This is a genomic window from Streptomyces sp. NPDC048436 (assembly GCF_043200355.1).
GTDB lineage: Bacteria > Actinomycetota > Actinomycetes > Streptomycetales > Streptomycetaceae > Streptomyces.
This window is the reverse complement of record NZ_JBICXP010000013.1, coordinates 185,205-202,646: the sequence shown is the minus strand read 5'-3', so window position 1 is coordinate 202,646 and position 17,442 is coordinate 185,205. Positions and strand designations below refer to the sequence as shown.

16 protein-coding genes are annotated in these 17,442 nt (G+C 70.4%); 8 read left to right on the top strand and 8 right to left on the bottom strand.

Going from position 1 to position 17,442, the window contains the following annotated elements:
* Window positions 1–3: 3 nt before the first annotated feature.
* Both ACGFX9_RS33385 and ACGFX9_RS33380 read right to left on the bottom strand, forming a co-directional pair.
* On the bottom strand, window positions 4–2,409 hold the full coding sequence (locus ACGFX9_RS33385; protein ID WP_393481832.1) for a SpoIIE family protein phosphatase: 2,406 nt from the start codon (window positions 2,407–2,409) through the stop codon (window positions 4–6).
* A 121-nt stretch (window positions 2,410–2,530) separates the two neighbouring features.
* Window positions 2,531–3,157, bottom strand: a complete 627-nt coding sequence (locus tag ACGFX9_RS33380) for a TetR/AcrR family transcriptional regulator C-terminal domain-containing protein (protein WP_393481829.1) — start codon at window positions 3,155–3,157, stop codon at window positions 2,531–2,533.
* 85 nt (window positions 3,158–3,242) lie between these two features.
* Here ACGFX9_RS33380 and ACGFX9_RS33375 point away from each other — a divergent pair, with 85 nt between their 5' ends.
* Window positions 3,243–4,763: an FAD-dependent monooxygenase gene (locus ACGFX9_RS33375; RefSeq protein ID WP_393481826.1), complete on the top strand. Its 1,521-nt coding sequence runs from the start codon at window positions 3,243–3,245 to the stop codon at window positions 4,761–4,763.
* Window positions 4,764–4,877: 114 nt separating this feature from the next.
* A complete protein-coding gene (locus tag ACGFX9_RS33370; RefSeq protein ID WP_393481946.1) occupies window positions 4,878–5,495 on the top strand; it encodes a sugar O-acetyltransferase in 618 nt (205 codons plus the stop codon).
* Between the two features lie 86 nt (window positions 5,496–5,581).
* On the opposite strand, the gene ACGFX9_RS33365 is transcribed toward ACGFX9_RS33370, so the two are convergent.
* Both ACGFX9_RS33365 and ACGFX9_RS33360 read right to left on the bottom strand, forming a co-directional pair.
* A complete protein-coding gene (locus tag ACGFX9_RS33365; protein ID WP_393481823.1) occupies window positions 5,582–7,267 on the bottom strand; it encodes an alpha/beta fold hydrolase in 1,686 nt (561 codons plus the stop codon).
* A gap of 122 nt (window positions 7,268–7,389) precedes the next feature.
* Entirely contained in the window at window positions 7,390–7,947 is a 558-nt protein-coding gene (locus tag ACGFX9_RS33360) for a TetR/AcrR family transcriptional regulator (RefSeq protein WP_393481820.1), read from the bottom strand.
* 218 nt (window positions 7,948–8,165) lie between these two features.
* Here ACGFX9_RS33360 and ACGFX9_RS33355 point away from each other — a divergent pair, with 218 nt between their 5' ends.
* Entirely contained in the window at window positions 8,166–8,618 is a 453-nt protein-coding gene (locus ACGFX9_RS33355) for an SRPBCC family protein (protein WP_393481817.1), read from the top strand.
* A gap of 169 nt (window positions 8,619–8,787) precedes the next feature.
* Here the strand turns inward: ACGFX9_RS33355 and ACGFX9_RS33350 are convergent, their stop codons facing one another.
* Together ACGFX9_RS33350 and ACGFX9_RS33345 are read right to left on the bottom strand one after the other, a co-directional pair.
* Window positions 8,788–9,081, bottom strand: coding sequence for a hypothetical protein (locus ACGFX9_RS33350; protein ID WP_393481814.1), 294 nt, complete (start codon window positions 9,079–9,081; stop codon window positions 8,788–8,790).
* Between the two features lie 194 nt (window positions 9,082–9,275).
* Window positions 9,276–10,295 (bottom strand): ANTAR domain-containing protein, encoded by a 1,020-nt coding sequence (locus tag ACGFX9_RS33345; protein ID WP_393481812.1) that lies wholly within the window; start codon window positions 10,293–10,295, stop codon window positions 9,276–9,278.
* 128 nt (window positions 10,296–10,423) lie between these two features.
* On the opposite strand from ACGFX9_RS33345, the gene ACGFX9_RS33340 reads away from it, so the two are divergent.
* The 4 genes from ACGFX9_RS33340 (at window position 10,424) to ACGFX9_RS33325 (ending at window position 14,893) form a co-directional block, all read left to right on the top strand.
* A complete protein-coding gene (locus ACGFX9_RS33340; protein WP_393481809.1) occupies window positions 10,424–10,774 on the top strand; it encodes a helix-turn-helix transcriptional regulator in 351 nt (116 codons plus the stop codon).
* 386 nt (window positions 10,775–11,160) lie between these two features.
* Window positions 11,161–11,730: a GNAT family N-acetyltransferase gene (locus ACGFX9_RS33335; RefSeq protein ID WP_393481806.1), complete on the top strand. Its 570-nt coding sequence runs from the start codon at window positions 11,161–11,163 to the stop codon at window positions 11,728–11,730.
* A complete protein-coding gene (locus tag ACGFX9_RS33330) occupies window positions 11,730–13,202 on the top strand; it encodes an ABC transporter substrate-binding protein (RefSeq protein WP_393481943.1) in 1,473 nt (490 codons plus the stop codon). Before ACGFX9_RS33335 ends, ACGFX9_RS33330 begins: the two co-directional genes overlap by 1 nt.
* Window positions 13,202–14,893 carry an ABC transporter permease subunit gene (locus tag ACGFX9_RS33325; RefSeq protein ID WP_393481804.1) on the top strand — a complete coding sequence of 564 codons (1,692 nt, stop codon included), beginning with the start codon at window positions 13,202–13,204 and terminating at the stop codon, window positions 14,891–14,893. The genes ACGFX9_RS33330 and ACGFX9_RS33325 overlap by 1 nt, the downstream gene beginning before the upstream one ends.
* 58 nt (window positions 14,894–14,951) lie before the next feature.
* Here ACGFX9_RS33325 and ACGFX9_RS33320 read toward each other — a convergent pair whose 3' ends face one another.
* Window positions 14,952–15,350, bottom strand: coding sequence for an STAS domain-containing protein (locus tag ACGFX9_RS33320; protein WP_393481801.1), 399 nt, complete (start codon window positions 15,348–15,350; stop codon window positions 14,952–14,954).
* 253 nt (window positions 15,351–15,603) lie between these two features.
* On the opposite strand from ACGFX9_RS33320, the gene ACGFX9_RS33315 reads away from it, so the two are divergent.
* Entirely contained in the window at window positions 15,604–15,861 is a 258-nt protein-coding gene (locus tag ACGFX9_RS33315; protein WP_393481798.1) for a hypothetical protein, read from the top strand.
* A gap of 72 nt (window positions 15,862–15,933) precedes the next feature.
* On the opposite strand, the gene ACGFX9_RS33310 is transcribed toward ACGFX9_RS33315, so the two are convergent.
* Window positions 15,934–17,406 carry a SulP family inorganic anion transporter gene (locus ACGFX9_RS33310; RefSeq protein ID WP_393481795.1) on the bottom strand — a complete coding sequence of 491 codons (1,473 nt, stop codon included), beginning with the start codon at window positions 17,404–17,406 and terminating at the stop codon, window positions 15,934–15,936.
* Window positions 17,407–17,442: the final 36 nt, after the last annotated feature.

Sequence of the window (17,442 nt, the reverse complement as noted above, 5' to 3'; positions counted from 1 at the left end):
GTTTCATCCCGCCGTGGGGAAGGCCTGTTCGGTCCAGATGGTCTTGCCGGACTGGGTGTAGCGCGTTCCCCACCTCTGGACGAGCTGCGCGACGATGAACAGGCCGCGCCCGCCCTCGTCGTCCTCGCCGCTGTGGCGCAGATGCGGTGAGGTGTGGCCCCGGTCCGCGACCTCGCACAGGAGGGTGCGGTCACGGATGAGGCGTACTTGGACCGGTCCTTCGGCGTATCTGACCACGTTGGTCACCAGTTCGCTGACGACGAGCTCGGTCGTGAACGACAGCTCCTCAAGGCCCCAGCGGTGCAGCTGCTGGGTGGCCAACTCCCGGGCGCGGCCCACGGCGACCGGTTCCGCGGGCAGCTCCCATTCGGCGACCTGTGACGTGTCGAGTTCGCGGGTACGGACGAGGAGCAGGGCGGTGTCGTCGGCCGTCGAACCGCCCGGCAGGAGTTCCGCCACGGCCCGGTCGCACAGCTCTTCGAGCGAGGCGTCCCGGTCGCTGAGCACACGTCCCAAGGTGTCGAGTCCGTGGTCGATGTCGCGGTCGCGGGCCTCGACCAGACCGTCGGTGAAGAGCGCCAGCAGGCTGCCCACCGGCAGCTCGATCTCCAGGGACTCGAACGGCAGGCCGCCGAGGCCCAGGGGCGGGCCGGCCGGCAGGTCCGGGAAGGACAGCCTGCCGTCCGGATCGACGACCGCCGGCGGCAGGTGCCCGGCCCTGGCCATGACGCAGCGCCGCGAGACCGGGTCGTAGACCGCGTAGAGGCAGGTCGCCCCGGTGGTCACGTCGGAGTAGGTGCCACCTGGCGTCCCCGGCTCGCCCCACTGCTCCTCCGTCGGCTGCGCCACCAGATCGTCGAGCCGTGAGAGCAACTCGACGGGATCCATGTCCATCTGGGCGAAGGCGCGCACGGTCGTACGCAGCCGTCCCATGGTGGCGGCTGCCTGCAGACCGTGGCCGACCACGTCCCCGACCACGAGTCCGACCCGGGTCCCGGACAGCGGGATGACGTCGAACCAGTCACCACCCACCCCTGTCACATCGTCCGTGGGCAGATAGCGGTAGGCCAGGTCGACCGCTGACTGCTCAGGCACCTGCTGCGGCAGCAACTGGCGCTGGAGGGCCAGGGAGGCAGTGCGCTCACGGGTGAAACGGCGGGCGTTGTCGATGGATACAGCCGTCCGGGCGACCAGCTCGTCGGCCAGCGCCACTTCGCCGCCGTCGAAGGTGGCCGAATCGGTGCCGCGTACGAAGGTGACGAGTCCCAGCAGGCTGTTCCCGACCCGCAGCGGCACGACCAGGGCCGTGTCGTCGAGCACGAGCCCGCCCGAGGCGAGGCTGCGGTCCTGCGGCGATCCGGACGGGTACTCCACGGGTGGGTGGTCTTCGAGGGGCGGGCAGGGAGAGCGCTGTTCCGGCTGCTCCTGACCGGCGTCCTGGTCCGAGCAGCGGGCGACCCGTACGAGGGACATCGACCGCGAGTCGCTGCTGGCCGGCACCTCGCCCTCCAGTACCGCCTTCGCGAGATCGACCGTGACCGTGGTGGCGAACTCCGGTACCGCCACCTCGGTGATCTTCTCCGCCGTGGCCAGCACATCGAGGGCGGTTCCGATCCCGCGGCCCGCCTCGACGAGCAGGGCGAGACGACGCTGGGCCTTGTAGCGATCGGAGATGTCGAAGGCGTCCTCGCACACTCCGAATACGTGTCCGTCCGCGTCCTGGAGCCGGTAGTAGGCGCAGGACCAGAGATGGTCCGTTTCGGGGTCGCTGGGCGGCCGGCCCTGGAAGTGCAGGTCCAGGAAGGGTTCGCCGGTATCCAGGACGTGCTGCATGACCGTGTCGAGAGTGGGCGGATGCCCCTTGCTCACGAAACGTCCCTCGGAGTACAGCTGATCGGCCCGAGAGCCGCGGAACTCGGCGAACGGCCGGCCCATCTCCAGTTCGTACGCCGTATTGCACCAGGCCAGGCGCAGATCGGTGTCGTAGATGGCCAGGCCGACAGGCGACTGGGTGGCCAGCCCGTGCAACAGGGCCAGCCGGGATTCCCACAGCCGGAGATCCTTCAGCTCCGTCGCGACGAGAACGCGCATCGCCGTGTCGGCCCCCGTCAAGGGGCACACCGCCATGGCGATGATCAGTTCATGCCCGTCCCGGTGCCGGGCGACGCGCATCTCGTTTCCCCGGGACTCGGGCGGGTGGGGGAGCAGAGGGGGCGCCGGGCGGGGTGGCAACAGGAACGTGGCGAGGGGGCGGCCGACGATGTCCTGCGACCGGTAACCGAGGAGCCGCTCCGCTGCGGCGCTCCATGCGATGACCGTGTCCTGGGCGTCGACGATCGCCGTGGCTGCCCTGGTGACGTCGAGGGGGCCACGAAAGTCGGCACTCTGTTCCGCGTTCCATGCAGTCATGGCGCCACATCAGCCCCGTCCATCTCTACAGAATCCGCTGTCCCCGGGGCAGGCACAACCGCGGTACGCCATATAACGGAAGCTTGAGGGTGGCGGTCTTCCGGCCGGTACGCATCCACGGTCAGTGGTCGTGCATGGCGCGCAGGCCGGTCAGCATGATGGTCAGGCTGTAGCGGAAGTCGTCGTCTGGGGTGCTGCCGGCCGCGTGGCGCTCGCGCAGGGCGCCGGCGAGGACCGGGAACGGGAAGTCGGGGGCGGAGGCCGTGTCCAGCTCGGCCGCCGGGTCCGGCCTGGACTGTTCCTCGACGGCCCGCCCGATCACGAAGTGCACGAGCGCTCCAGCGGCGCGGGAGGCATCGCCAAGACCGAAGCCCGCCTCGTGCAGAACCTGGGTGATGCGCTCGACGAACGCCCCGAGCGCGACCGCCTGCCTCAGATCGGCGCCGGAGGCTACCCGCGCGCCGTCCCGATGGGCGAGCAGTGCGCCCCGGAGCCGGTCGAGTACCTGCTCCAGCCATTCCCACCAGGGCTGGGCGGCGGCCGGGCGGTCCAGGGCGGCGGCGGCCGGGGCGAGCAGCGCGTCCGTCATGTGATCGAGCAGGGCGCGCTTGCCGTCGAAGTGCCAGTAGAGAGCCGGTGCCTGGACGCCGAGCTCGGAGGCGACCCGGCGCACGGTGAGCTTGTCCAGGCCGTGCGCGTCCAGTAGCCGCAGCGCCGTCCGGGCCGCCTCGCTTTTGGTGATCGCCATGCGTCCGCCTTCCTTTTGCCGCTTGACAGCTTAACAAGTTAAAGGCACGCTGCGAATGACCTTAACTTGTTAAGGAGGGCAGATAATGACCACAGATGTGATCGTCGTCGGGGCCGGGCCGGTAGGCCTGATGCTCGGTGCCGAACTACGCCTGGCCGGGGCCTCTTCCCTGCTCCTGGACCGGCTTGCGGTGCCTTCGAGCCGGCGCAAGGCCCGGGGGGTGGGTCCGCCGGCCGCCGAGGCGCTCCGGCGCCGGGGCCTGGGTGAGCGCATCGCCGCCCACCATTCGCGGGGCAGTGCCGACAAGGCCCGCGACCATGGCAGCGAGAGGGGGCACTTCGCGTGGATTCACAAGGTCGACCTCGCACTCCAGGAGGAGCCCGACCGCCAAGGCGTGCTGATCTGGCAGCCGGATCTGGAGGCCGTTCTCGGTGAGTACGCCGCCGGTCTCGGCGTCCCGGTGCACCGCGCCCACACCGTGACCGCGATAGTCCAGGACGACCACGGCGTCACCGTGACCGCCCGCACGCCCGAAGGGGAGCGGCGCTTCAGCGCCGCCTACCTGGTGGGCTGCGACGGCGGCAGGAGCACCGTCCGTAAGCTGGCCGGATTCAACTTCCCCGGCACGGGCCCCATCATGACGGCCCGTCAGGCGGAGGCGGAGATCGCCGACCCGGGCGTCCTGCCACCTTCGGGCCGGACCCCGACCGGCACGCTCTTCCACTCTCCGGGCAGGGTCGGCACCTTCGAGTTCGATGCCGCGGACGTGCCGGCCGACCGTGAGGCGCCGGTGACCCGTGAGGAGTTGCAGGCCAGCCTGCGGCGAGTCTCAGGCACCGAGGTGACCGTCACCTCGATCGGCCCCTCCCTGCGCTTCACTGACCACGCCCGCCAGGCCGCCACCTACCGTCAGGGGCGGGTTCTGCTCGCAGGCGACGCCGCCCACGTCCACTCGCCCAACGGGGGTCAAGGCCTGAACCTGGGACTGCTGGACGCCGTCAACCTCGGCTGGAAGCTGGCGGCCGAGGTGCGGGGTGAGGCGCCGGAGGGGCTACTGGACAGCTACACCCGTGAACGGCATCCGGCCGGAGCCGCCGTACTGCACAACACGCGGGCCCAGTCGGCGCTGCTGCGGCCGGGTGCGCATACCGATGCCCTGCGGGACATCGTGTCCGACCTCATGGACATCCCTGAGGTCAACCGGCACTTCGGCCGGATGCTGACCGGCCTCGGGACGCGGTACGCCCTTCCGTACGCCACCAAAGACCCTCATCCCCTGCTGGGCCAGCACTGCCCCGACCTGAAACTCACAGCCAACTCGGCCGACGGCGGCGGCGGTTCACGGACCGAACTGCTCAGCCGGATCGCTACGGACGGCGGGACGCTGCTCCTCGCCCCGGGCGACGGCCCGGTTCTCGCGGCGGCGGCCGAGTGGCGAGAGCGCCTCACGGTCGTGGAGACCACGGGTATCGACCGCGATGATCTGTCGGCGGCCCTCATCCGCCCCGACGGCGTCGTCGCCTGGGCCGCGTCGCCGGAACAGGCCCCTGACACCGCAGCTCTGACGACCGCGTTGCGCACCTGGCTCGGAGCAAGTAGCGGATGAAGAAGGCGATGTGAGGCCGGAAGATCCTTCTGGTCTCGGCGCAGTGCGCATAGGCTTTGAGCGTGCGCGGTCGATGGGGAGCGTGGCGCGTCTGTGCTTGAGTGGCTTGATCCGATGGAGTGCGCTGCCGTGTCGCAAGGTCATGAGGAAGAAGTTCTGGCCCGGATCAGCAGAGGGCTTGTCTATACCGAGTCGGAAGCCGCGTTCCAAGCCCCGCGCCGCCGCACCGAGCAGATCTTCGAGTACAACCACACGCCGCCGAGCGAAACGGAAAGACGGCGGTCGCTGCTCATGGCGATCTTCGGGGCGGTGGGAGAGCGCACAGTGCTGCTGCCGCCGTTCCACGCAGGATTCGGCAGCAACGTCTACATCGGTGACGACTTCTTCGGGAACGTGAACCTCACGTTCGTCGACGACGTGGACATCCGTATCGGTGATGGCGTCATGATCGCGCCCAGCGTGACCCTCTCTACGACGGGTCATCCGGTGCATCCTTCGCGGCGCGTGGACTTCGGGCGGTTCTCGGAACCGATTGTGATCGAGGACAAGGTCTGGATCGGCAGCAATGCGGTGGTCCTGCCGGGCGTCCGCATCGGATACGGAGCGGTCATCGGCGCCGGCAGCGTCGTCAGCCGCAGCATTCCCCCCATGACCGTCGCGGTCGGAGCTCCCTGCCGTGTGCTTCGGCCCGTCACGGACGAAGACCTCACAGCACGTACTGACGGCCGTTAGCGCCGGCTTCCCCCAGGCGATCTCCGGCACCGCGCACGACCTCGTCCGGCAGCACCAGGACATCGGCGACCGACCCTGAACCAGAGTTATCCGCCGATCGGAGCGGAAGCCGTGCCGAGCAGGCGGGCAACGTGGGAGGGGTGAGTGAGCTGGGGGTAGTGCCCTGCCCCGGGGATCTCGGCCACTGGGTGTTCGGCGGTCGCGGTCGGCGCATCCGCTGAGCCCACGACGATCTGGACGGGGAGACTCACCCGGGCCAGCAGCGCTCGGGACCGCTCGCGCTCGGCGGCGTTCGCGCGCAGAGCCGTGACCGTCCGGCGCGCAACGCCGGGCCGCCGCAGGTCTGCTGCGGCGCTCTCCACCTCTGCCCCCTCAGGGACGCCGAGCTCGCGGGCCAGCCGTGCGGCGGAGATGCGGCGGATCATCGGCACTGTCAGGCCCGAGCGGGCGAGCCGTGGGCCGGGTGCTTGCAGGAATGACGGAGAGATGAGGACGAGCCCGCTGATGCGGTCCGGATGACTGACGGCGAAGCGCAGCGCGGGCCCGCAGGCAGCCGAGTGTGCGACCAGCACAGGGCGGCTCCGCACCGGGCCCAGCAGATCGGCCAGCCAGGCATCCACCGGCTGGGCGGTGGCGGCCGAACGCCCCAGGCCAGGTAGGTCCGGGGCGAGGACGGGACCGTCGAGGTGCGCGGCGAGCGGCGCCCAGAGGTCGGCGTTCATCGGCAGTCCGTGCAACAGGACATGGACGGGGCGGTGCCGCTCTCCGGTCACCCAGGTGCGGCTGCCCGCCACCGGGTGGAAGCCGTAGGGGCTCAACTGGGGCCGCGTGGCACCGAAACGGGCGGCCACCAGATCCTCTGCCCAGGTGTTCAGGGCGTCGGTGGCCCGGGGCATCTCCAGGCCGGCGGTCGCGGCGACAGCGCGGGCGGAAGCGGTGGGGTAGCCGTCGGACGACAGGAACGACAGCGTCTCGGGATCGGCGCCGGTCAATGTGCGTGGCAGGCGCCGCAGCAGGCCGACCGGGATGTTCAGGCGCGGTGCCCGTACGCCGGTGTGGTGGGCGATCGCGCTGATCAGTTCGGGCAGCGGAGGCGTGGCGTCATCCAGTACCCAATGGTGCTCACCCGCAGGCGTTTTGGGGACCTCGGCCAGGAACCGCGCGAGGTAGTCGGCCGTGACGATCGGCACGAACGTATCCGGGCCGCCGGGGAGCGCGGGAAGTTTCCCGTTCCACAGCTTCTCGACGAGGGAGGCCAGGCCGACGTACTGGCCCGGCCCGATCACGGTGCTGGGATTGACTATGGTCAGCGGCGCTTCCAACTCCCGGGCACGGGTGCGCACCGCGAGGTCACCCTCGACCTTCGACGCCTCGTACGCCCCCAGCGCGGCGTAGTCGGGCGGACTGTCCACGGCGCTCACCCGGTAGCCGCTGACATGCACCAGCCGTCGCAGTCCGGGCAGCGCGGCAGCCCATTCCAGCACGTTGAGGGCCCCGGTGACGTTGGTTGCCCGTGCTTCCCGCACGCCGAGGCCGAAGGCGTAGCGCCCGGCCGTGTTGTAGACGTCGCGCGCCGCGGGCAGGCCCGCGAGGGGGCGCGTGATGTCGGCGGTGACGATCTCCAGTCGGCCGGTGTCGACGCTCCGGGAGATCAGCCAGGGGGTGAGGGTGTCGGTGCGTACGGCCGCCGCTACGCGCTGACCGCGGCCTAGCAGTTCGGCGACGAGGGAGCGGCCGATGAAGCCGGTGGCGCCGAAGACGATGGCATCCATGAAGAGCCTCCTAATTAGATCGGTCTACATATTTTCCGGCGAGAGAAGAGGCCCGCCGATGCGGCGGGCCAAGGCCACGGCAAGCCAGGGTCGCGGCGAGCCAGGGTCGCGGCGTTGCCGGGTCAGCGCAGCAGGGTCCGGACCTGGCGGGCGACGCGGTCCAGGGGCTCCCGGCTGCGGTGCGCCTGGGCCAGCAGAAGCGCCCCCTCGGCCAGGGCCAGGAGGGTGGCCGCCAGGTCGTCGGTGTCCGGACGGCCTTCCAACTGTGCACGCAGGATCGCCTGCCACGAGGTGTAGACCTCCGAGCACGCTTCCTGCAGCGGGTCGTTGATGGCGCCCATCTCCAGGGCCACGGTGGCCACCGGGCACCCCTTGCGCCACCCCGACTCTTCCAGTCGGTCACCCAGGTACCGCAGCGCTCCATCGACGAAGGCCGCCGCCGAAGGGCTGGAGTCGGCCAGCTCTTGCAGGGCGTTGCCGATCCCTTGCCCGGCCCGCCGGACGGACTCGCCGACCAACTGGTCCTTGCCGCCAGGGAAATGGAAGTAGAGCGACCCGCGGGGCGCGCCGCTGCGGGCGATCACCTGGTTGAGGCCGGCACCGAAGTACCCCTCGGTCTCGACCAACTCCTGTGTCGCGTCCAGCAGTCGGTTGCGTGTCTCGGTTCCCTTGAGCCCCATGGAGGGAATGTAGACCGATCTGCATATTCCTTCAACCGTACCTGTGCGAAGCGCACGTCGGTCGGGCGTGAGGTGGGGCTTCGGCAGGGGCGGAACGCCGATCGGGCGAGGCAGGAGTGAAGGCGGAGGTCCTGGGCACTCGCGGGGGAAGCAAGTCGTGCACTGCCCGGCCCCGGCAGAGGAGGGACCGGGCGAGTTCACAAGGAAAGGTGTCATTCGTGTCGCAAGTCGAAGAGTCCATCGAAGTCAACGTGCCGGTCCGCGCCGTGTACAACCAGTGGACCCAGTTCGAGGCGTTCCCCGAGTTCATGGAAGGCGTGCAGCGCATCGAACAGCGCACCGACACACTCACCCACTGGGTGACGAAGATCGATGGTGTGGAGCGGGAGTTCGACGCCACGATCACCGAGCAGGTCCCGGACGAACGCGTGGCATGGACCACGATCGAGGGACAGGCCAGGCAAGCAGGCGTCGTGACGTTCCACCGCCTGAACGACTCGCGCACCAAGGTCATGCTGCAAATGGACTATGACCCCAACGGCCTGGCCGAGACGGTCGGCGACAAGCTCGGCTTCGTCAAGCGCCAGGTCACCGGCGACCTGGGGCGGTTCAAGCAGTTCATCGAGCAACGGGGCGGCGTGGAGACCGGCGCCTGGCGAGGCGAGGTCTGACCCTCCACAAGACAAGGCCAAGGCCCGGGCCACTTGCACTGGCACTTGCACTGGCGCTTGCGGACGGGACGCGTAAGACCTCCGTGTGGTGAAGGCTCGTAACCCTTCACCACACGGAGGTCTTCGCCGTGCTCAGGACCCCCGACTGTTGATGACGCCCGGGATCAGATCAGTACGCTCCGGCCGCCTTGCTGGCCGGTGACCCGCCGCCGAGCAGGCCACCGAGGAGGCCGCCGAGCAGACCGCCCAGAAGACCGTCGAGGAGGCCGCCGGTCGGGGCGGCGGTGTCCTTCTTGAGCCCGTCACCGTCGTCGATGATGCTGTACGGGTTGTCGTCCTGGGGCTGTGCTGCGCTGGTCAGGGCGCGGGGGTACGTGTGGGTCTGGGCGGCAGCGGTGCCTGCGCTGCCGAGGACGGTCGCGGAGACGAGCACCGCTGCGACGATCGCGGTACGGGTGGGCATGAAGGCTCCTTTGAAGGGATCAGCTTCCCCCTGCCGTCCATTCATCCCGGCATCGGCGCCGAGCGCATCTGATCGACGCCCATCCGGTGAAGATGGAGCGCCAGGGCCCACCGTGAGCACCCCTTTGCTGCCCATGAGGCGGCTCGTATGGGTGGGCAAGCTGGATGGGCCAGGTGGATGGACCTGGTGGATGGTCAGGGCTCGCCCGGCGGAGGCAGAGGAGGCGTCGCTGTGGCGGGGCATGTCCCGGGGCCCGGTCGCTTGCCCCCTTCCACCTGCGGCGAAGCTTGTGCCGGTACGTGAGGCGTGGCCTGTGGCGGCACCTGAAGTGGCTCTTCTGGAGTGAACTCGGGGGCGCGGTGCGGGTCCGGCCGCGGCCTGTCTCCGGGTCGCTCTGTCGTCGCCGCCCCTGCCCCTGAACTTGGCGCGGCGGGCGCCTTGTTCGCCTTGGCCACCGCGGCCACGAGCTGCTTTTGCACGGCCTCGGGCAGCTCGGGCCCATGGACGGTGCCCACCAAGTCCTCAGCCAGGTGATGCAGTTTGGTGTTGGTGTTCTGCGAGGCCATGACCAGCACGTCCCAGGACGCCTCGGGGCTCAGGCTGAAGACGGACATCAGGATGCCGCGGGCCAGATCGATGGTGGGACGGGTCTGCATGGCCCGCCGCAACTGGGATACGACGATCCGCAGACTCTCGTCGGACTCCGCGTCAGCGCCTGTGTCGCCACCGTCCGGACGGGTCCCGTTCTCGTCCCCGGGGTGACCGGGGTGACCGGGGTGACCGGGGCGCGGAGGCTCGCACGGATCGACCAGAGGCTCATCCGGCTCGAACAGGTCATGGGTGGCGGAAAGGTCAAACATCCGCTCGACCGCGGTACTTCTGGAGAGCACCGTCACCGTCTTGCCGTGCCGCGACGCCAGTCGGCGCAGGCTGAGGAGAAGGCCGATCCCGGAGCAGTCGCAAAAGGTCACTTCGCTCAGATACAGGTCGACGCCGTCGGCCGAGCAGTTCAGGGCGTCGAGCAGTTCGGGCCGCAGTCGTTGGCAGGCTTCGAGGTCGAGTTCTCCGCGCATGATGGCGCTCACCCGGTCACCATCCGGCACGGTGTCGAGCACGGCCGGTGCCGAAAGGCCGGGCAGCGACGGCGGGACGCCCCGCGCGTGCTCGGTGTCCTCACCGGGGAGGGGCTCCTCCGAGTTTGCAGGCTCCGGCATGGCCTCTCCCTCTCGTCGTGCCCAGCGCCGCTCCCAGGCTGCCCTCCGCAACCCAAGCACGTCAACTAATACCTGAACAAAAGTACGTGTTTTTGAAATCGTGTACGTCAGGTCGCTAGGGTTGGCAGATGGATGAAGTACCCGAGCCCCACACCGGATGGACGTTTCTCACCAACCACGCACGGGTGTTGGCGGCGATCGACGGCAACCACAACGCCCGCATCCGCGACATCGCCGCTCACTGCCGGCTGACCGAACGCGCCGTTCAGAAGATCATCGCCGACCTTGAGCAGGATGGTTACCTCTCCCACACGCGGGAGGGACGCAGTAACACGTACCGGATCGACCCCAGCAAGGTTTTGCGCCACCCGGCGGAGTCCGGGCTGGCTGTGGCCTCGCTTCTCTCCCTGCTCGTCCGGGACGAAGCCGACCGCGCGGTGCCCTCGGACGCGGACGGCCGCCACCACGCCGGTACCTGACTCGGGCGACCACTGGAACTGCTGCCCGTGTGACGGGGCCAGGTCAGGAGTTCCGGTGCGCTGCCCCAGGGTGTGCGGGGGTGGACGAACCGGTGCGTTCGCCCTCCTCCGGCCCCGGCAGCGGTTGTGGCTCCGCGAGCAGGGCCGCGCCCGCCGGTACGCAGCGGTCGAGGGCTGCGTCGAGATCATCGAGTACACGACGTACGCCCCGATGTGCTGCCGGCCGACTGCTCATGACGCTCAGCCCGTCCGGCGTGCGCGAGCACTTGCGCCAGGAAGGCCGCTGGACAACGAGACGCCCCGTTCTTAATGCGAATCGCTTGCAGTTAGCATGGTGGGGCAAGTGAAGGCCTAGGTTCCAGTCGTGGTGAAGGCAGTGGCAGTCAATGGGTGAGTACGTGGTCCGCGTGGCCGGTGACGGCGATGTGGACGGGGCCCGTGCCGTCATGCTGGACACCGTGTACCGCGATCTGAAGTCCGGTTACGTGCCGCGCTGGCACGCCGACATCATCGATCCGGCCACCGCCTACCTGCGCCCCGAGCGGTGCACACTGCTCGTCGCCGAGCACGTGCCCAGCGGCGAGATCGTCGCGACCGGGGGCGTACGGGATCGCGGACCCGCCTCTCCGCCCAACCCGCAGTGGGTCGCCGACCGTTTCCCGTCCGGTACCACCGCACAGCTGTGCCGGATCTACGTACGGCCCGAGCACCGCAGGCGTGGCCTGGCCCGGGACCTGGTGCGCGAACTCACCGACTTCGTGGTGCGCGCCGGCGGTTACGAGGCGCTCTACCTGCACACCGACCCTGCCGTCGACGGCGCTGAACCCTTCTGGCGGTCGCTCGCCCACGAAGTGTGCGACGAGCGCCGACTGCCGGGCGGCGGACAGCGCATCGTGCACTTCGCACTGCCGCTACCGCAGTCCGCCCCGCGTTTCGCACCAGCCCCCGCCCTGTGATGCGGCGCCGCGGCTTCCTGCTCGCGGCGGCCGGGGCGGGAATGGCCGGGCTTACCGGCGCCTGCGGCTCGTTCACCGGTACCGCGCGCGGCGGGCGGATCGCCGTCGACCTCGCGTTCGCGCCGACGCAGAGTCTTTCTCCGTACGGCGACGACGGCCTGCTGCTCAGCCGGCTCGCCGTCGTGGACGGGCTCACCCGCATGGACACCGACGGGGCCATTCATCCGGCGCTCGCCGAGAAGTGGACCCGGACCGACGCCACCACCTGGGAGTTCACGCTTCGGGACGCGCGCTTCCAGGACGGCGCACGCGTCACCCCACAGGCCGTCGTGGGCGCGCTGTGGTGGGCCGGGCAGGCGAAGGTGCAGCCGCGCGTACTCAGCGACGCCGAACTGACCGCATCCGTGGCGGGGGACCGGAGCGTACGGATCACGACCAAGACCGCAGATCCGCTGCTGCCCGCACGGCTCGCCAATCCCTCGCTCGCCATCTTCTCCCCACAGGCGTACGGGAAAGACGGCGCTGTCGATCCGATCGGGCACGCCGCCGGACCCTTCGCCCTGACCAAGGTCAACGGTGCCGTGTCCGCGACCCTCGACCGGTTCGACGGGTACTGGCGAGGTAAGGCGGCGGCGCGCGGCGTCGACGTGACGTTCGTCGCCGACAACAGCGCCCGGGCGAACGCTCTGCGGTCGGGGCAGATCGAGCTCGCCGAGTTCGTGCCCGCCGCGCAGGCCCTGATCCTGGGGGAGCGGGCCCGCGAAGTCCCCACCGTCCGCACCACGACCCTCTACCTGAACACGCGGGCCGGGGCGCTCGCCGACGCCGGGCTGCGGGCCGCCGTGCGAGAGGCCGTCGACACCAGTGCGCTCGCGCGGAGCGTCTACGAGGGATACGCCAAGCGTGCCACCGGGCTGCTCGGCCCCGGATTCGCCTGGGCCGACGGCAAGCAGCTCCCGGTCACCGGCCGGGCGAAGGCCGCCAGAGCGCGCGGGCAGCGGCTCACCCTCGCCACGTACACCAACCGCGCCGAGCTGCCCGAAGTGGCAGCGGCCCTCCAACAGCAGCTGGAGCAGGCCGGGTTCAGGGTGCGGCTCGTTGTCAAGGACTACGCGCGGCTCGAAGCCGGGGCGCTCGACGGGGACTACGACGCGTTCCTCATGTCCCGCTCGACCGCGCTGGATACCGGCGACCCGGTCTCCTACCTCGCCTCCGACTTCACCGGTGACGGCAGCTTCAACATCGCGCAGTTGCGCGACGCGGCGGTGGACGCCGCGGTGCGCGAGGCCGCGGCTCTGGAAGGCGCCGAGCGGCAGCGGGCCGTGCTTTCCGCCGAGGCGGCGATCCTGCGCACCGACGCGGCCGTGCCGATCGTCCACGAGGAACATCTGCAGGGCGTCGGCGCCGGTGTGCGCGGCATCGTCCTCGACCCCTATGAGCGACAGTTCGTCGGCTTGGAGACGCGCGGCTGATGAAGACTGCCGCAGGCCGGATCCTCGCCGCCGGCGCACTGCTCGTGATGACCGCGCTGCTGCCGTGGCTGACCCGTACCGACCCCGCCCTGACCGTGCTGCACGCCCGCTACGGGGACGCCCCCGCGAGCCCCGGACAGCTCGCCGAGGTGCGGGACCAACTCGGCCTGGGGGAAGGGGTGTTCACGTTCCTCGGGCAGTGGCTGCGCGGGGTCGTGCACGGTGACCTCGGCACGTCGTGGGTCACCGGCGCCGATGTCGGGGCGGATGTGAGCGCCGCCTTCGGCGTGTCCCTCTCGCTGATGGCGTACGCGATGGTGGTCGCCGTCGTCGTGGCCCTCGTGCTGTGCGCGCCCTCGCTGTGGCGCACCCGCCCCGAGCCCGCGCACGGCGCGGGCGCCGGGCTCCTCGCCGCGCTCCCCGAGTTCCTCCTCGCCTCCGTCCTCGCGACGCTCTTCGCCGTACGCCTCGGCTGGTTCCCCGCACAGGGCTGGCAGTCACCCGCCTCCGCCGTGCTGCCCGCGCTCGCCCTGGGCATCCCGGCGGGCGCCGTGCTCGGGCGGCTCGGCCAGGACGCGCTGCCCGCCGCCTTCGCCGAGCCCTGGGTGCGCACCGCGCGGGCCAATGGCATGCCGCGCTCCCGGATCGCCCGGCACGCGGCGCGGCGCGCGCTGCCAGCCGTGCTGCCGCAGGCCGGACTGACGGTGGTCGGCCTGACCGGGGCCGCGGCCGCCGTCGAGGCGGTCTTCGCGATCCCCGGCCTCGGCGGCACCGCCGTCGCGTCCGCGCTCGACCTGGACCTGCCGCTGCTCCAGGGCTGCCTGTTGGTGCTGCTGGCACTGGGCGCGAGCGCGGCCGTGGCCGTCAATCTCCTACGGCGATGGCTGCTGGGCCCGGCCCTGAAGGCGGGCGCGCTGCCGTCGCTCGCGCGGACACGCGTGGGTGGACCGGCGCGGCTGTACGCCGCCGGGGCCCTGATCGCCGTACTGCTCACCGTGATCGTCTGGGGTCTGACCCGGGACCCCCTCCAAGTCCACCTCACGGCCCGCCTCGCCGCGCCCTCCGCAGCGCATCCGTTCGGTACGGACGCGCTGGGCCGGGATGTACTGGCCAGGCTCGGGCACGGGGCGCTGCGGACACTGGTGACGGCGGCGGTGGTGTGCGCCGTCTGCTGCGTCGTCGGGGTGGCGCTGGGCCTGGTCCGTTGGACGAGGGGCGTGACCGAGGTCGCCAACGCCATGCCCGCGATCCTCGCCGGGCTCCTTGTCACCGGCCTGTTCGGGGCGGGCATGACGGGCGCGGCGTTGGCGGTCGCCGCGGTCGGCTGGGCGCCGCTGGCCGCTCACACGGCAGCGCTGGCCGAGACGGAACGGGCCTCGGGACACGTGGCGGCGGCGGTCGTCACCGGCGCCGGGCACCGGCACATCCTTCGCCGCCACGTCCTGAGCGGGGTCCTGCCGCCGGTGGTCCGGCACGCGGTGCTGCGCCTGGCCCCCACGACACTGGCGCTGGCCTCCCTGAGCTTCCTCGGCCTCGGCACCCAGCCCCCCACCCCGGAGTGGGGCCGCCTCTTGATGGAGAACCTCCCGTACGCCGAACGCGCCCCGTGGTCGGTGCTCGCCCCGGCGGCTGCGCTGGCGTGCGTGGGCGCGATGGTCGCACTGGCCTCGACGTCGGGACGCCGCCGCTGAGACTGCGCCTGCACCGTGATCGCCCTCGCGGGAAGCGTCCTGGCGGCCAGGGCAGGCCTTACCGGGCGGCGGCAGGGCAGCAGGGCGAAGCGTGCTGCGGGTGGAGGTGCAGATGCAGGCTGTGCTGGTTGCGAATGATTGCTTCCTCGACGGGGGCACTGACCGCGACCAGACCGAGGCGGCCACTGGCGGCTTGCAGGGCGTGCCGCAGGCCGAGGATCATGTAGAGGCTTCCGTTGTCGCACCAGACCACTTCGCCGAGATCCAGGTGCAGATGACGGTGACCGTCCTCCATATGGGTGATGGCCAGGTCGCACAGCAAGTTGACGCTGAGTACGTCGAGTTCACCGGCCAGCGCAAAGGTGAGCACGTCTCCGCTGTCCGTGGCCTCCAGGGCGCGCACGCTCAGCCGTGGCGGGTCAGCCTCGGGCCGGGCGAGGGGTGAACCTTTCCGCATGATCCGCCTTGCGTGGTCGGGCAGAGAGACGGCAGGGCACGCCGTCGGCCGCCGCCTCGGGGAGTGACAGGCGCCGAGAGCCTCACGGCTCCCGGCGAGCACACTCCAGGGTGGTACCTGCGGACAGCATGGCAGGTCGGCATGGAAGCCGCGCCCGACTGCGGACAGGGCGCGGCTTTCCTGTCGGCGCTGTGTCCGGTTCCGCTTCGTCAGCACCGCCACCCACAGGCGTCGTCACCGGTATGGTCGGCGCATGAACGCCAGACAGGCAGCGGCCTGCGTCGTCGCGGCGGCGGCTGTCGCGGCGGCCGTCACCGGCGGCATCTGGACCACTCAGTCCACGGAAGCCGACAGCAAGCCCTCCCGCCAGGAACGGGAATGCACCCGGATCCTGGACCGGATCGAGCACGGCGAACGCGAGTACGCCGACCACCTGGCGGCGGACACGATCCCGCCCGAGTGCGTCCCCGAAGCGCGGAAGCGCGGTCTGCTCGACGAGGAACAGCACTGAGGCTGGGCGCACAGCCGCGAGTCCGTCTCATCGGATAGGCCAGCGATGGCTGCGAGTACATCGGCTGGGCGGTCACGGTGACGGGGGCTCAGTGACCTTCACCGGCTCGATCCCGGCGGCGCTGTGCCGCACCGACCAGTTTTCCAGTGCCGTCCGGCACGCGTGGTCCAGGTGGTGCAGGCCGGTGAGGTTCAGCCGGATAGGACGGTCCTGGGGCAGCGCCTCCAGGCTGTCGAGGATCTTCGGCAGCCGCAGGAAGGTGGCATTACCCGTCAGGAACACCTCGATGGGACCGGCGCCCTTGTCGATGACCTCAAGCCTGATGTGCGACGCCTCCCAGGCAGTCTTCGCCACGGACAGCGCCAGACCGATCAGCACGCCCTCGAACATGTTCACCGCGACGATCGCCACCGCGGTGACCATCAGGATCAGTGCCTCGCCCCAGTGCTCGCGCCACAGCGTCGCCGTCGCACGCAGCGGTATGAGCTTCCACCCCGCATGGACAAGGATGCCGGCGAGGGCCGGGATCGGGATGAGCGCCAGTGCGAAGGGCAGCAGCGCAGCGAACAGGAGCAGCCATACGCCGTGCAGGACACGCGAAGCCTTGCTCTGCGCGCCTGCCTGGACATTGGCGGAGCTGCGTACGATGACCGCCGTCATCGGCAGCGCGCCGAGCAACCCGCTCACGGCGTTACCCGTGCCCTGGGCGATGAGCTCCTTGTCGTACTCGGTACGCGGTCCGTTGTGCAGCCGGTCCACGGCCGCCGCGCTGAACAGGCTCTCGGCCGACGCGATCAGCGTGAAGGCCAGAACTGTCCCGAGTACGCTCACGTCGGCGAGCTCACCGAAGGCGTCGAGCCCGGGCAGGTGGATGGAGCCGGCAAGCCCTTGCACCTCGACCGTGTCGACCGGCATGGCGAACGCCAAAGAGGCCAGCGTGGCCAGCACGACCGCGGCGAGCGCCCCCGGGACGGTCCGTACGGCCTTGGGCAGCCGCTTCCACACCACCATGACGGCGATGGTGCCCGCGCCGAGAGCGAGCGAGGCGAGGGCCGTGCCGCTCCCGGCGGCATCGACCAGCGCCTGGGGGAGTCCAACGACCTTGCCAAGGCCGGAGGTTGGGGCCTTCATGCCTGCCGCGGCGTACAGCTGGCCGGCGATGATCACGAGCCCGATGCCGGCGAGCATGCCCTCGACGACCGAGACCGAGATGGCCCGGAACCAGCGCCCCAGTTTCAAGAAACCCATGGCCAGCTGGAGAAGGCCGGAGGCGAGCACGATGACCCCGAGTGCGGGCAGTCCGAATTCCTGTACGGCCTCGAAGACCAGGACGGTCAGTCCGGCGGCGGGGCCCGACACCTGGAGACTGCTGCCGCGCATCATGCCGGTGACAAGACCGCCCACGATGCCGGTGATCAGGCCCAGTTCGGCCGGCACGCCGGAGGCCACGGCGACGCCCACGCACAGCGGCAGGGCGACCAGGAACACGACGAGCGAGGCGGCGAAGTCCTGCCGCAGATGAGGAAACTTCTTCCGGTGGTCCACGGCGGCCCTCACAGTGCCTGGAAGGTGTCGGAGTGC

Excerpts from the sequence above, each read along its gene's own strand:
- ACGFX9_RS33370 (WP_393481946.1), top strand. The coding sequence starts at position 4,878 with ATGGAGTGCGCTGCCGTGTCGCAAGGTCATGAGGAAGAAGTTCTGGCC.
- ACGFX9_RS33340 (WP_393481809.1), top strand. The coding sequence starts at position 10,424 with ATGGATGAAGTACCCGAGCCCCACACCGGATGGACGTTTCTCACCAAC.
- ACGFX9_RS33325 (WP_393481804.1), top strand. The coding sequence starts at position 13,202 with ATGAAGACTGCCGCAGGCCGGATCCTCGCCGCCGGCGCACTGCTCGTG.
- ACGFX9_RS33320 (WP_393481801.1), bottom strand. The coding sequence starts at position 15,350 with ATGCGGAAAGGTTCACCCCTCGCCCGGCCCGAGGCTGACCCGCCACGG.
- ACGFX9_RS33330 (WP_393481943.1), top strand. The coding sequence starts at position 11,730 with ATGCGGCGCCGCGGCTTCCTGCTCGCGGCGGCCGGGGCGGGAATGGCC.
- ACGFX9_RS33350 (WP_393481814.1), bottom strand. The coding sequence starts at position 9,081 with ATGCCCACCCGTACCGCGATCGTCGCAGCGGTGCTCGTCTCCGCGACC.
- ACGFX9_RS33360 (WP_393481820.1), bottom strand. The coding sequence starts at position 7,947 with ATGGGGCTCAAGGGAACCGAGACACGCAACCGACTGCTGGACGCGACA.
- ACGFX9_RS33375 (WP_393481826.1), top strand. The coding sequence starts at position 3,243 with ATGACCACAGATGTGATCGTCGTCGGGGCCGGGCCGGTAGGCCTGATG.
- ACGFX9_RS33380 (WP_393481829.1), bottom strand. The coding sequence starts at position 3,157 with ATGGCGATCACCAAAAGCGAGGCGGCCCGGACGGCGCTGCGGCTACTG.
- ACGFX9_RS33365 (WP_393481823.1), bottom strand. The coding sequence starts at position 7,267 with ATGGATGCCATCGTCTTCGGCGCCACCGGCTTCATCGGCCGCTCCCTC.
- ACGFX9_RS33385 (WP_393481832.1), bottom strand. The coding sequence starts at position 2,409 with ATGACTGCATGGAACGCGGAACAGAGTGCCGACTTTCGTGGCCCCCTC.
- ACGFX9_RS33345 (WP_393481812.1), bottom strand. The coding sequence starts at position 10,295 with ATGCCGGAGCCTGCAAACTCGGAGGAGCCCCTCCCCGGTGAGGACACC.
- ACGFX9_RS33335 (WP_393481806.1), top strand. The coding sequence starts at position 11,161 with ATGGGTGAGTACGTGGTCCGCGTGGCCGGTGACGGCGATGTGGACGGG.
- ACGFX9_RS33315 (WP_393481798.1), top strand. The coding sequence starts at position 15,604 with ATGAACGCCAGACAGGCAGCGGCCTGCGTCGTCGCGGCGGCGGCTGTC.